The following is a 13,870-nucleotide window of genomic DNA, read 5'->3' on the forward strand; positions in this document are numbered from 1 at the left end:
CGCCGGGCCCGCCCGCCGTCGGAGGAGCAGACGATGACAACGCAGCGCACCCGGTCGCTCGGGCGCCCGACCCTCGACGCGGTCGCGGCGCGCGCCGGCGTGGGTCGAGGCACGGTCTCCCGCGTGGTCAACGGCTCGCCCCAGGTCAGCCCGGAGGCCCGGGCCGCGGTCCAGCAGGCCATCGCCGACCTGGGGTACGTGCCGAACCGCGCGGCCCGCGCGCTCGTCACCCAGCGCACCGACTCCGTCGCCCTGGTGGTGTCCGAGTCCGGCGAGCGGGTCTTCACCGAGCCGTTCTTCGCCTCGATCGTGCGGGGCATCAGCTCCGCGCTGCTCGAGACACCGATGCAGCTCTGGCTGGCCATGGCCCAGTCGCCGGTCGAGCGGGAGCGGGTCGAGCACCACCTGACCAACCAGCACGTCGACGGCGTACTGCTGCTGTCGTTGCACGACTCCGACCCGCTGCCGACGCTGCTGGAGGAGCGCGGCCTGCCCGCCGTGCTCGGCGGTCGGCCCGCCCGGATGCTGCAACCCGGCGCCCAGCCGGCCTGGTTCGTCGACGTGGACAACGTTGGCGGGGCCCGACAGGCGGTGGAATACCTGACCGGGCAGGGGCGTCGACGCATCGGCACCATCGCCGGCCCGCAGGACATGGGCGCGGGTCTGGCCCGCCTGGCCGGCTACACCGAGGCGGTCAAGGCCACCGGGGGTGGCGTCAACCCCGACCTGATCGCGTACGGCGACTTCAGCGAGGGCAGCGGCGCGGCCGCCATGCGCCGGCTACTGGACTCCTGCCCGGATCTGGACGCGGTCTTCGTGGCGTCCGACCTGATGGCGTTCGGTGCGCTGCGTACCCTGCGCGAGGCCGGCCGGCGTGTCCCCGAGGACGTCGCGGTGATCGGCTTCGACGACGCGACGATCGCCCAACAGGCGGAGCCGCCGCTGACCACGGTCTTCCAGCCGGTGGAGGAGATGGGCCGACAGATGGCCCGCCTGCTGGTGGCCCGCATCCGCGGTGACGACCTTCCCGCCCCGCACATCCTCCTGGACACCCAACTGGTGCACCGAGCCTCCGCCTGAGCGGCGGGGGGTCAGGCCCAGCGGCGGAGTTCGCGCTTGGCGAGGGAGTTGCGGTGCACCTCGTCGGGGCCGTCGGCGAGGCGCAGGGTGCGGGTCTGCGCCCAGAGGGCGGCCAGCGGGGTGTCCTGGCTGACGCCGGCGCCGCCGTACCCCTGGATGGCCTTGTCGATCACCCACTCCGCCATCGCCGGCGTGCCGATCTTGATGGCCTGGATCTCGGTGTGGGCGCCCTTGTTGCCGACGGTGTCCATCAACCAGGCCGTCTTGAGCACCAGCAGGCGGGCCTGCTCGATGCGCACCCGGGACTCGGCGATCCACTCCCGGACCACGCCCTGCTCGGCGAGCGGCCGGCCGAACGCGACCCGCTCGAGCGCCCGCCTGCAGAGCAGCTCCAATGCCCGCTCAGCCATTCCGATCAATCGCATGCAGTGGTGGATCCGGCCCGGGCCCAGTCGCGCCTGGGCGATGGCGAAGCCGCTGCCCTCGGCGCCGATCAGGTTCTCTGCCGGCACCCGGACGTCGGTGAAGTCGATCTCGGCGTGCCCGCCGTGTGAGCCGTCGGTGTAGCCGAAGACGGTCATGCCCCGGCGGACGTGCACCCCGGGGGTGTCCCGGGGGACCAGCACCATGCTCTGCTGGCGGTGCCGATCGGCGTCGGGATCGGTCTTGCCCATCACGATGAAGATCTCGCAGCGCGGGTCCATCGCGCCCGACGACCACCACTTGCGGCCGTTGATGACGTACTCGTCGCCGTCGCGGACGATCCGGGTGGCGATGTTGGTGGCGTCCGAGGACGCCACGTCCGGCTCGGTCATGCAGAACGCGGAGCGGATCTCGCCCTCCAGCAGCGGCATCAGCCAGCGCTGCTGCTGCGCCTCCGAGCCGAACTCGGCCAGCAGCTCCATGTTGCCGGTGTCCGGCGCCGCGCAGTTGACCGCCTCCGGCGCCAGGTGCGGGCTGCGCCCGGTCAGCTCGGCGAGCGGCGCGTACTGCAGGTTGGTCAGGCCGGCGCCGTAGCGCGGGTCGGGCAGGAACAGGTTCCACAGGCCGCGCTTGCGGGCCTCGGCCTTGAGCTCGGCCAGCACGGGGGTACGCGACCACGGGTCACCGGCCGCGACCTGCTCGGCGTGCACCGCCTCGGCCGGGTAGACGTGTTCGGTGAGGAACCGGGTCAGCTCGTCGCGCAGCTCCTCGGTCCGGGCGTCGTACGAGAAGTCCATCACCGCTCCCTGGCGGCGGTCAGCCCGTGCGCGACCAGCGGTGCCACCATCTCGCCGATCCGGTCGAAGCCCTCGCCGAGCGTCTGCCCGAGCGTGTGGCGGTAGTGGATGCCCTCGCAGATCACCGCGAGCTTGAAACAGCCCAGCGCCACGTGCCAGTGCAGCGGCCCGACGTCCACGTCGCTGCGCCCGGCGTACCGGTCGATCAGCTCGGCGCCGGTGGGGAAGCCGGCGCGCGGCCCGAGCCCGTCGGCCACCGGGTTGCCCTCGGCCGTCTCGCTGCCGCCGAGGACATCCCAGTACGTCAGGAGCAGCCCCAGGTCGGCGAGGGGGTCGCCGAGGGTGGCCATCTCCCAGTCCAGGACGGCGTGCACGGCCACCGGGTCGGCCGAGGCGAGAAGGTTGTCCAGCCGGTAGTCGCCGTGCACGATCCGGCCGGCGTTCGCGCCCTCCGGGGCGGTCGCGGCCAGCAGGTCACGCAGCTCGTCGATGCCGGGCAGGTCGCGGCTGCGCGAGCGGTCGAGCTGCCCGGCCCAGCGGCGGACCTGCCGGGCCAGGTAGCCCTCGGGGCGGCCGAAGTCGCTCAACCCGACGGCGGCCGGCTCGACGGTGTGCAGCGCGGCGAGAGTGTCCATCATCGCCATGGCGAGCGCCCGTCGTCGTTCGTCGCCGAGCGGGTCGGTCTGCGCGCGGGTGCGGAACACCTCGCCGGGCATCCGCTCCATCAGGTAGAACGGGGCGCCGATCACCTCGGGGTCGGTGCAGAGCAGCAGCGCGCCCGGCACCGGCACCTCGGTCGGCGCCAGCGCCGAGATGACCCGGAACTCGCGGGCCATGTCGTGGGCTGTCGCCAGCACGTGCCCCAGCGGCGGCCGGCGCAGCACGACCTCCCGGTCGCCGAGGCGCAGCAGGTAGGTGAGGTTGGACTTGCCGCCCGCGATCAGGTCGGCCCGCGCCCGTCCCACGGCGAGCTCGGGTCGGTGCTGGGCCAGATAGCCGGCGAGTCGATCGAGGTCCAGCCCGGCGGGGGACGCCGGAACAACGCCCGGCCGGAGCGCGTTGACGGCCGGATCGGTCATCCGACTAGTTCATGGCAGCCCGCTCACGTTGTCAAGGTCAGATTTTCCCCTCGGGACATGCCTCTGCAACAGGGACGAAATGGTCAACATTCAGGCTGTGAGCAGCCTGCCGGCCGTCGCCGGCCCGCCGAGCGGAGGGACAGACATGTTGTTGCGAGTTCGGGTCACCCTGCCGGACCGTCCGGGCACCCTCGGCCAGGTCGCCCGCACGTTGGGTGTCTCCGGCGCGGACATCGTCCAGGTGGTGGTCCTCGAACGTCTCGGCGGGCGCGCGGTGGACGACTTCACTGTGGTGTGGCCGGGCGCCGCTCGGGTCGAGCGTCTGCTGGCCGGCCTCGCGGCGATTCCGGGCGTACGGGTGGACGGCGTGTGGCGGGCGATCGGCGCGCCCACCACCACCGGCCAGGACGCGGAGCTGCTGGCGCAGGTCGCGGCCAACCCGGCCGACGGGCTGGCGACCCTGGTCGACGCGGTGCCGGGGCTGCTGGCGGCCGACTGGGCGGTCGCCGCGGTGGTCCCGGTGGACTGGGCGTCGCGCACCGGGGGCGGTGGCGCCACCGTGGGCCACGCGAGCTGGCGTGCTCCCGTACCCCTGCGGTTGCCCGAGGTGACTCCGCTACGCGGCCGCTCGATGACCACGCCCGACGGCACCCACCACGCGATCGCCCCGTTCGGTCGGGCCGGCCTGGTGCTGGTGGTGGCCCGCGAGCACAGCGACACCCTCAGCGCTGCGGGTTTCCACAGCACGGAGGTCGACCGGCTCACCCAGCTCGTCCGCGCCAGCGCGGTGATTCTCGGCGACCGACTGGACCTGGTCGGCGCACCACCGGTCGTCGCCGGCCCCTGAGCGCGGTCCGAGGAGTTCCCGGGCCGACACGGCCGGGCAACCGGGCCGCAACAGCCGGGGGCGAGGCTCTGACGTGGGGAAGGGAGCCAACCATGACGTTGTGGCGGATCCGGGCCACCGTGGACGACCGGCCGGGTTACCTGTCGGTTCTCACGGCGAGCCTCGCGCTGCGTGGGGTCAACATCCTCACCGTGCAGGTACAGCCCACCGAGCAGGGCGCAGTGGACGACTTCCTGGTCGACGCTCCGGACGCGCTCGACGAGGCCGAGTTGGTCGCGGCCGTCGAGCGGGGTCGTGGGCGGGACTGCTGGGTGGCTCGCAGCGAGGCGCGCGGCCTGGCCGACCAGCCGACCCGCGTCCTTGGGCTGGCCAACCGGCTGGTGCGTGACCCGGACGCGGCGGGTGAGGCGCTGCGGACCCTGCTCGGCGCGGACTCGGTCAGCTGGCGGCCGGCGTCGACCGGCGTGGACCGGGGCAGCACCGCCACCACCATGCTGCTGGCCGACCCGGCGGGCGGCTCGTTCGCGTTGCGCCGGGCCGCGCCCGCCTTCACCCCGGCGGAGTACGCCCGGGCACAGGCCCTGGTCGAGGTGGCCGCCACCGTGACCCGTCGGGCCGCCGAACAGGTCACCCTGGTGCTGCCCGACGGGGCCGAGCTGATCGCGCGTCCCGCCTGCGTCGATGACCTGCCGAGCGTCCTGGAGCTGCACGAGGGCTGCTCGCCGCGCAGCCGGCAGCGGCGCTACCTGGGTGGTGCGGCACTGCCGCAGCCGGCCCGGCTGCACCGCCTGCTGGAGCCGAGCCGAGGGCTCACCCTGGTCGCCACGACCACCGACGGGGACGGCGCGCTGGTCGCGATGGCGAACCTGGTTGGCGAGGGCGACGAGGCCGAGGTGGCGTTGCTGGTGCGCGACGACTGGCAGCGCCGCGGCCTGGGCTCGGCGCTGCTGCGCCGGCTGGTCCGGCACGCCGACGACGCCGGCTACGCGGCCCTGGTGCTGCACGTGCAGATGGACAACGCGCCGATGCTGCGGACGCTGCGCCGGCTGAACCGGTCCAGCTCAACGGAGCGCGACGGCACCCTGCTCACCCTCACCGTCCCGCTCGCCGCGGATCGCAAGGGCATGTCCCTCACGTCGGGCGCGTAGGGACGAGCCCTGGTCACCCGCTGTGGAGAATGGCCCCTCGCCCCGCACGAGGCGTCGACGAGGGGCCATTCCCGGTACGGCGGTCAGGTGGCGGGGTAGCTGTTGTAGTCGGGGAAGTTGCCGTAGAGGCGGCCCTCGCCGCCCACGGTGACCGCCTGCACCAGCAGGTCTCCGCCCACGAACGCGCCTTTCCAGGACGCGCCCCGGCCGCCGAACGGCTCGTCCCGGTCGCCGCGCGAGCGCGGCTTGTTGATGCCCACCTTGAACGCCTGGAGGTCCACCGCGAGCTTGCCGGCCTCGTCGGTGTCGTCGCAGGCCAGCGACGCGACGAGCGCGCCGTTGGAGGCGTTCATGGCGGCCAGCAGCTCGTCGGTGGTGTCCACCACGACGATCGTGTCGACCGGGCCGAACGGCTCGGCGTGCATCAACCGGGAGCGGCCGGGCGGGGCGAGCAGCACCGACGGCGCCACGTACGCCGAGGTGTCCTGCCCGGGTAGGAACGGCGCCCCGGTCAGCTTGCCCCGGTGCAGCGGCACCGCGCCGCCGCGAACCGCCTCGTCGACCTTGCGGTGCAGCTCGTCGGCCTTGGCGGCGCTGATCAGCGGCCCGAAGTCCAGCTCGGGCAGCGGGTCACCTGCCGTCCAGTCGTCCCCGACGGCCAGCGGGTGACCGAACCGTACCGACCGCACGACCGGCAGGTACATGTCGAGGAACTCGTCGACCAGGTCGCGCTGCACCACGAACCGGGGGTACGCGGTGCAGCGCTGCTTGCCGTACTCGAAGCCCTTTTTCAGGTGCGCGGCGAGCAGGTCCCACTGGGAGAAGTTCCAGATGCCCCAGGCGTTGAGGCCCTCCTGCTCGATGAAGTGCCGCTTCTCGCTGTCGAGCAGCGCGGCGGCCACCTTGCCGCCGTTGGAACGGCCGCCGACGAACGCCACCGCGCCGATCTCGGGCGCCCGGACGAGCACCTCGGACAGTTCCTCGCCGCCGCCGGAGACGAGGGTGGCGGGCAGGCCGGCGCGACGCATCAGCGCGTGCGCGACGGTCAGGCAGACCGCGCCGCCCTGGGACGGGGTCTTGGCGATGACCGCGTTGCCGGCCAGCAGTTGGACCAGCTCGGCGTGCACGAGGACGCTCATCGGGTAGTTCCAGGAAGCGATGTTGCTGACGGGACCGTCCAGTGGCTCGCGGCCGTCGGCGAGCATCCGGTCGATCTCGCCCACGTACCAGCGGACGCCGTCGAGCGCCCGGTCCACGTCGGCGCAGGCCAGCCGCCACGGCTTGCCGATCTCCCAGACGAGCAGGAGCGCCAGCAGGTCACGGTGGGCGGTGAGGGCGTCCACGGCGTCGCAGACCCGGGCCTTGCGATCGCCCAGCGGGGTACGCGCCCAGGCTTGGTGCGCGGCGGCGGCGTGCGCGACCGCGGCGCGGGCGGTGTCGGCGTCGAGTCGGGACAGGTTGATGACGACGCTGTTGTCGACCGGAGTGCGGACCGGCGCCGGGTGGCCGCCCGCCCGCCAGTTACTTTCGATGAGGTTGTGCAGCGTGGTGACGCCGTCCACCTCAGCGCCGAACGCCTCCGGCGTGGCGGCGACCGCCCGGGCGAGGGCGTCGGACCAGGCGGTGCCGTCAGCGAGTCGTAGTGCCATCGCGTTCTCCTCAGGGTTGACCGGGGAGCGGCGGCGTCGACGGCACCGCTGATGATCGGTACTGTCTCGCGCCCGGTAGTGGGTCAGCAACCGTACGCTTGTCTGGCTCGCCGCCGACGCGTCCGCGCGGTGCGAGGATCTTTCCAGAAGCGCACGCCGTGAGCTGCGAAAACATCAAGCACTGATCGAAATGTATCGATGGTGTGAGATGGTCCGCAGTGGTTACCCGCGAGTACGGAAGTGGCCCCCGCGGCTCGGCTCCGGCCGGCAGGCTTCCCAACCGACGGCCCGCCCATTACATTGTCGATTATCCATGGGAGCGCTTCCATGCCTCCCCGTGGTCACACCGCCACCCCGCTGTCGCCGGTGGCCGTGCCGCCCCCACGCCGTCCCGCGTCGGTGCGACCGCCGGCGGCGCCTCCGACAGGAGCCCTTCATGCGCCACCTGACCCGGCCGTCCACCGGCCACCCCGGCCGGTCGCCGGTCGCCGACCAGCCCTGGCCCCGGCGGTTGCTGGCCGCCGGCGTCGCCCTGCTCACCGGGCTGTCCCTCGCGGTCACCGCGCCGCCGGCCGGGCCCGCGTCCGCTGCGCCGGCCTTCAACTACGCCGAGGCATTGCAGAAGTCGCTGTTCTTCTACGAAGCGCAGCAGTCGGGCAAGCTGCCGGACTGGAACCGGGTCTCCTGGCGCGGCGACTCCGCGCTCACCGACGGGGCCGCCGCCGGGCTGGACCTCACCGGCGGCTGGTACGACGCCGGCGACCACGTCAAGTTCGGCTTCCCGATGGCGTTCAGCGCCACCATGCTGGCGTGGGGCGCGGTGGAGTACCGCAGCGGCTACACGGCCTCCGGTCAACTGCCGCACCTGCTCAACAACCTGCGCTTCGTCAACGACTACTTCATTAAGGCGCACCCGTCGGCCAACGTTCTTTATGGACAGGTCGGCAAGGGCGACGACGACCACAAGTGGTGGGGCCCGGCCGAGGTGCTGCCGATGGCGCGGCCCGCGTACAAGATCGATGCGAGCTGTGGCGGCGCGGACCTCGCCGGCGAGACGGCGGCCGCGATGGCCGCCTCCTCGATGGTGTTCCGGCCCACCGACGCGACCTACGCGGACAAGCTGCTCACCCACGCCCGGCAGCTCTACACGTTCGCCGACACGGTGCGGAAGTCCTACAGCGAGTGCATCACCGACGCGGCCTCCTTCTACAAGTCGTGGAGCGGCTACCAGGACGAGTTGGTCTGGGGCGCGATCTGGCTCTACCGGGCCACCGGCGACGCCAGCTACCTGACCAAGGCCGAGAGTGAGTACGACAAGCTCGGCACCGAGCCGCAGTCCACCACCCGTTCCTACAAGTGGACCATCGCCTGGGACAACAAGCAGTTCGGCGCGTACGTGCTGCTGGCCAACCTGACCGGCAAGCAGAAGTACGTCGACGACGCCAACCGCTGGCTGGACTACTGGACCGTCGGGGTGAACGGGCAGCGGGTGCCGTACTCGCCCGGTGGGATGGCGGTGCTCGACTCCTGGGGCGCGCTGCGCTACGCGGCCAACACTTCCTTCGCCGCGCTGGTCTACAGCGACAAGACCACCGACACGACCCGCAAGGCGCGCTACCACGACTTCGCCGTCCGGCAGATCAACTACGCGCTCGGCGACAACCCGCGCAACTCCAGCTACGTCATCGGGTTCGGGGCCAACGCACCGAAGAACCCGCACCACCGCACCGCGCACGGGTCCTGGTGGGACAGCCAGACGGTGCCCGTCGAGACCCGGCACACCCTCTACGGCGCGCTGGTCGGCGGCCCGTCCTCGGCCAACGACGCGTACACCGACAGCCGGTCCGACTACGTGATGAACGAGGTCGCCACCGACTACAACGCCGGCTTCACCTCGGCGCTGGTCCGGCTGACCTCCGAGTACGGCGGCACGGCGCTGGCCAACTTCCCGGTCGCCGAGACGCCCGACATGGACGAGCTGACCGTGGAGACCACTGTGATGCAGGCCGAACCCCGGGCCACCGGGCTCAAGGCGATCATCTACAACAAGTCGGCGTTCCCGGCCCGGGCCCTGACCACCGGCAAGTTCCGGTACTACTTCCGGCCCGACGGCACCGGTCCGGTCCAGGTCACCTCCGGCTACACCCAGGGCTGCCCGTCGCCGACCACGGCCAAGCAGTTCAGCGGCGACATCTGGTACGTCGAGGTGGACTGCACCGGCTACACCATCGCCCCGGCCGGGCAGTCGCAGCACCGGATGGAGGTCCAGTTCAAGATCGGCGTGCCGGAGGGTGGCACCTGGGACCCGACCAACGACCCGTCGTACCAGGTGACCGCCGGGCCCAACCGCAAGGTTCCGCTCTACTCCGGCGGGGTGCGGGTCTGGGGCGAGGAGCCCGGACCGGCCACCCCGGACACCACCGCGCCCACAGTGCCCGGCACGCCCGTCGCGTCCGCCGTCACGTCCAGCGGGCTCACGCTGACCTGGGCCGCGTCCACCGACACCGGCGGCAGCGGGTTGGCCGGCTACGAGGTGACCCGTACCTCGGCCGGCGCCGACCCGGTCGTCACCGCCTCGACGGGGGCCACCCTGGCCGTGACCGGGCTGGCGCCCGAGCGGACGTACCAGTTCACCGTGCGGGCGCTCGACGGCGCCGGCAACCGCTCGGCGGCATCGGCCGCGCTCACCGTCACCACGCCGGCCGGCCCGGCGTCGGACACCACAGCGCCGACCGCACCCGGTACGCCCACCGCCTCCGCGATCGGCCCGACCGGCCTGACCCTGACCTGGGGCCCGTCCACCGACGCGGTGGGCGTCACCGCCTACCGCGTCTACCGGGGCGGGAACGTTCTGGTCGGCTCGGCCACCGGCACCACGCTGGCGGTGACCGGGCTGACCGCCTCCACCACGTACACGTTCACGGTGGTGGCGGTGGACGCGGCCGGAAACGTTTCGGCCGCGTCGCCCGGCGTCACGGTCACCACCACGGCCCCGCCTGCCGGCGGCGGCTGCGCGGTGACCTGGACGTCGAACAGCTGGGACACCGGGTTCACCGCGAACATCACGATCGCCAACACCGGCACCACGGCGATCAACGGCTGGACGCTCGCGTTCACGTTCGGAAGCAGCGGGCAGAAGGTCGGGCAGGCCTGGTCGGCGACCGTGACCCAGACCGGCACCGCGGTGACCGCGTCGAACCTGTCCTACAACGGGACACTGGCGCCGGGTGCGTCGACGAGCTTCGGCTTCAACGGCACCCACACCGGCAGCACCACCAGGCCGGCCGCCTTCACCCTGAACGGCGCCGCCTGCACGGTCTCCTGACTCATCGACGCGGCGTGGCCGGTACCGCACCCGGGCGACCGGCCACGCCGCGCGCGCAAGGCCAAAACATTTCCGAAACATTTCCGAAAACTCGATTGTCTGGACCGACGCGTGGTTAGCATCGATCGAGTTTGATACCCCAATCGAAGACGTCCGGCCGTGCCCCTCGGCGGCCCGGGTGTTGGCCAGTAAGGAGGCCGAGATGGCAATGAGCCCATCCGTTCATCGCGGCGGGACTCGGCGACGGCGATCACCCGCCGTCCGAGCGCTGCTCGCCGGCGCGTTCAGCGTCGTGACTGTCGCCGCCGTCGCGGTGATGATGCCCTCGGCGAACGCCGCCGCGACCACGCTCGGCGCGGCCGCCGCGCAGTCGGGCCGGTACTTCGGCACCGCCATCGCGGCGGGCCGGCTCGGCGACTCGACGTACAGCACGATCGCGGCGCGTGAGTTCAACATGATCACGGCCGAGAACGAGATGAAGCCGGACGCGACGGAGCCCCAGCGGGGCCAGTTCAACTTCAACTCCGGTGACCAGATCTACAACTGGGCGACCCAGCGCGGCCTGAAGGTCCGTGGGCACACCCTGGCCTGGCACGGGCAACAGCCGGGGTGGATGCAGAGCCTGAGCGGCAGCAGCCTGCGTCAGGCGATGATCGACCACATCAACGGCGTGATGAGCCACTACCGGGGCAAGCTCGCCGCCTGGGACGTGGTCAACGAGGCGTTCAACGAGGACGGCAGCCGTCGCAACTCCAACCTCCAGGGCACCGGCAACGACTGGATCGAGGTGGCGTTCCGCACCGCGCGGGCGGCCGACCCGTCGGTCAAGCTCTGCTACAACGACTACAACATCGAGAACTGGTCGTACGGCAAGACGCAGGGCGTCTACCGCATGATCCAGGACTTCAAGTCCCGTGGCGTGCCGATCGACTGCGTCGGGTTGCAGACCCACTTCACCGGCGGCAGCTCGCTGCCGAGCAACTTCCAGACCACGCTGTCCAGCTTCGCCGCGCTCGGCGTGGACGTGGCGCTGACCGAGGTCGACGTCACCAACTCCTCCACCACCCAGTACGCCGGGTTGACCCAGGCGTGCCTGAACGTTCCCCGCTGCATCGGCATCACCGTCTGGGGCGTACGCGACAGCGACTCCTGGCGCTCGAACGAGAGCCCGCTGCTCTTCGACGGCGGCGGCAACAAGAAGGCCGCCTACAACTCCGTCCTCAACGCGCTCAACGCGGCCCCCCCGACCTCGGGGCCGACCGTGAGCCCGACGGTGAGTCCGACCGTGAGCCCGACGGTGAGCCCGACCACGAGCCCGCCGCCGAGCGGCGGCGCCGGCCGGATCGTCGGGGTGCAGTCGGGCCGGTGCATCGACGTGCCCAACGCCACGCAGACCAACGGCACCCGCGTCCAGCTCTACGACTGCAACGGTCAGTCGAACCAGCAGTGGACGTACACCTCCGGCAAGCAGTTGCGGGTCTACGGCAGCAAGTGCCTCGACGCGAACGGCGCGGCCACCGCCAACGGCACCGGAATCATCATCTGGGACTGCAACAGCGGCGCGAACCAGCAGTGGAACATCAACTCCAACGGCACCATCACCGGTGTGCAGTCCGGCCGGTGCCTGGACGTCTGGGGCACCGGCAACGGCCAGCAGATCCAGCTGTACGACTGCCACGGGCAGACCAACCAGCAGTGGCGGACCGACTTCGGCGGCACCACGCCGACGTCGGCGCCGCCCACCACGGCACCGCCGACCACGACGCCGCCCACCACGGCGCCGCCGAGCGGCTGCGCGCTTCCGTCGACCTACCGCTGGTCGTCGACCGGCGCGCTGACGAACCCGCAGAACGGCTGGGTCTCGCTCAAGGACTTCACCAACGTGGTCTACAACGGCAAGCACCTGGTCTACGGGTCGAACGTCAACAGCAGCGGCCAGTACGGCTCGATGAACTTCAGCACGTTCACCAACTGGTCCGACATGGCCTCGGCCAGCCAGACCGGAATGAGTCAGGGCACCGTGGCGCCCACGCTGCTGTACTTCGCCCCGAAGAACATCTGGGTGCTGGCGTACCAGTGGGGACCGACCTCGTTCAGCTACAAGACGTCGAGCGACCCGACGAACGCCAACGGCTGGTCCTCGGCACAGACGCTGTCCACCGCCACCCTCTCGGACGCGCCGTACGGGGTGATCGACCAGACCCTCATCGGCGACGACCAGAACATGTACCTGTTCTTCGCCGGGGACAACGGCAAGATCTATCGGTCGAGCATGCCGCTGGGGAACTTCCCGGGCAGCTTCGGCTCGACCTACACGACGATCATGACCGACTCGACGAACAATCTGTTCGAGGCGGTCGAGGTCTACAAGGTGCAGGGCCAGAACCAGTACCTCATGATCGTCGAGGCGATCGGGAGCCAGGGACGCTACTTCCGGTCGTTCACGTCCACCAGCCTGAGCGGCTCGTGGACCCCGCAGGCCGCCAGCGAGAGCAACCCCTTCGCCGGCAAGGCCAACAGCGGCGCGACGTGGACCAACGACATCAGCCACGGTGACCTGGTCCGCACCAACCCCGACCAGACCAAGACCGTCGACGCCTGCAACCTGCAGTTCCTGTACCAGGGCAAGAACCCCAGTGCGGGAGGCGACTACAACCTGCTGCCGTGGCGGCCGGGTGTACTGACCCTCCAGCGCTAGGCGCACATCCGTTCGCGCAGAACCGGGGCGGGGGGGGGGCCCCGGGGGGGGGGGGGGCCCCCCCCCCGGGGGGGGGGCGCCCCCCCCGCCCGGTTCAGTCGGCCAGCTCCTCCGCGAGCAGGTCCATGAGCAGGGCATTGTGCCAGCGGCCGTCCTCGCCCCGCTCGTAGCGGCGCATGATGCCCACCGGCCGGAAGCCCACCTTCGCGTACGCCCGGATGGCCGCGCTGTTCGCCGCGGCCGGGTCGATGGTGAACCGGTGGTGGCCGTACTCGTCGATCAGGTGCCGGGCCAGGGTGCGGATGGCGTCCCCGCCCAGGCCCTCGCCGCGCACCGCAGGGTCGAGGAAGATGTCCAGGCTGGCGTGCCGGTAGTCCGGGTCCGGTTCGGCGTACCACTGGATCGCGCCGATCACCCGGCCGTCGTGCTCGATGGCGTACAGGGCGAGGTCGTCGTCGTTCAGGTCGGCCTGGACGGACGCGGCCAGGTCGTCGCCGCCGCGCCACCACCGGCGTACCTCCGGGTCGGCCCGGATGGCCGCGAGGGCCGGCACGTCCGCGACCGTCGCTGGTCGGAGGGTCACCGCACGCCCGCGCAGCATCGGCTCAGCCTCGGCTCTCGCCGTGCTCGACGCAGACCGCCGACCAGCCGACCGGCAGCACCTGCACCTTCATCCGGCGTCGGCAGCGCGGGCAGTAGCGCGGCGGCTCCAGCGTCCGGGCCGCCGCGCACGACTCGTGCCCGGCGGCCGACGCGTCCTCGCCGCAGCGGTCACACCAACGCTGCGCTGCCACAAGCTCGGTCACGTCGTCCTCACCGGTCAG

At 71.7% G+C, this 13,870-nt stretch carries 10 protein-coding genes; 5 read left to right on the plus strand and 5 right to left on the minus strand.

Annotated features, from left to right (window positions below; genetic code table 11):
• Positions 1-33: 33 nt before the first annotated feature.
• Positions 34-1,080, plus strand: a complete 1,047-nt coding sequence (locus tag ACFYPH_RS21475) for a LacI family DNA-binding transcriptional regulator (protein ID WP_354860880.1) — start codon at positions 34-36, stop codon at positions 1,078-1,080.
• A gap of 11 nt (positions 1,081-1,091) precedes the next feature.
• Here ACFYPH_RS21475 and ACFYPH_RS21480 read toward each other — a convergent pair whose 3' ends face one another.
• Positions 1,092-2,300 carry an acyl-CoA dehydrogenase family protein gene (locus tag ACFYPH_RS21480; RefSeq protein ID WP_387184082.1) on the minus strand — a complete coding sequence of 403 codons (1,209 nt, stop codon included), beginning with the start codon at positions 2,298-2,300 and terminating at the stop codon, positions 1,092-1,094.
• Positions 2,300-3,379, minus strand: coding sequence for a phosphotransferase family protein (locus ACFYPH_RS21485; RefSeq protein ID WP_354860877.1), 1,080 nt, complete (start codon positions 3,377-3,379; stop codon positions 2,300-2,302). Before ACFYPH_RS21485 ends, ACFYPH_RS21480 begins: the two co-directional genes overlap by 1 nt.
• A gap of 145 nt (positions 3,380-3,524) precedes the next feature.
• Between ACFYPH_RS21485 and ACFYPH_RS21490 the strand changes: the two genes are divergently transcribed.
• Positions 3,525-4,226: an amino acid-binding protein gene (locus ACFYPH_RS21490; protein WP_354860875.1), complete on the plus strand. Its 702-nt coding sequence runs from the start codon at positions 3,525-3,527 to the stop codon at positions 4,224-4,226.
• 92 nt (positions 4,227-4,318) lie between these two features.
• Positions 4,319-5,374 (plus strand): GNAT family N-acetyltransferase, encoded by a 1,056-nt coding sequence (locus ACFYPH_RS21495; RefSeq protein ID WP_387184085.1) that lies wholly within the window; start codon positions 4,319-4,321, stop codon positions 5,372-5,374.
• An 83-nt stretch (positions 5,375-5,457) separates the two neighbouring features.
• On the opposite strand, the gene ACFYPH_RS21500 is transcribed toward ACFYPH_RS21495, so the two are convergent.
• Positions 5,458-7,023, minus strand: coding sequence for an aldehyde dehydrogenase family protein (locus tag ACFYPH_RS21500; protein WP_387184088.1), 1,566 nt, complete (start codon positions 7,021-7,023; stop codon positions 5,458-5,460).
• Between the two features lie 436 nt (positions 7,024-7,459).
• Here ACFYPH_RS21500 and ACFYPH_RS21505 point away from each other — a divergent pair, with 436 nt between their 5' ends.
• Both ACFYPH_RS21505 and ACFYPH_RS21510 read left to right on the plus strand, forming a co-directional pair.
• Positions 7,460-10,348 (plus strand): glycoside hydrolase family 9 protein, encoded by a 2,889-nt coding sequence (locus ACFYPH_RS21505; RefSeq protein WP_387184091.1) that lies wholly within the window; start codon positions 7,460-7,462, stop codon positions 10,346-10,348.
• 202 nt (positions 10,349-10,550) lie between these two features.
• On the plus strand, positions 10,551-13,046 hold the full coding sequence (locus ACFYPH_RS21510; protein ID WP_387184094.1) for a non-reducing end alpha-L-arabinofuranosidase family hydrolase: 2,496 nt from the start codon (positions 10,551-10,553) through the stop codon (positions 13,044-13,046).
• Between the two features lie 94 nt (positions 13,047-13,140).
• Here ACFYPH_RS21510 and ACFYPH_RS21515 read toward each other — a convergent pair whose 3' ends face one another.
• Together ACFYPH_RS21515 and ACFYPH_RS21520 are read right to left on the minus strand one after the other, a co-directional pair.
• On the minus strand, positions 13,141-13,647 hold the full coding sequence (locus tag ACFYPH_RS21515) for a GNAT family protein (protein ID WP_355063900.1): 507 nt from the start codon (positions 13,645-13,647) through the stop codon (positions 13,141-13,143).
• A gap of 4 nt (positions 13,648-13,651) precedes the next feature.
• Positions 13,652-13,870 carry a hypothetical protein gene (locus tag ACFYPH_RS21520; protein ID WP_355064047.1) on the minus strand — a complete coding sequence of 73 codons (219 nt, stop codon included), beginning with the start codon at positions 13,868-13,870 and terminating at the stop codon, positions 13,652-13,654.

The sequence above is a fragment of the Micromonospora sp. NPDC005252 genome (assembly GCF_042872475.1).
GTDB lineage: Bacteria > Actinomycetota > Actinomycetes > Mycobacteriales > Micromonosporaceae > Micromonospora.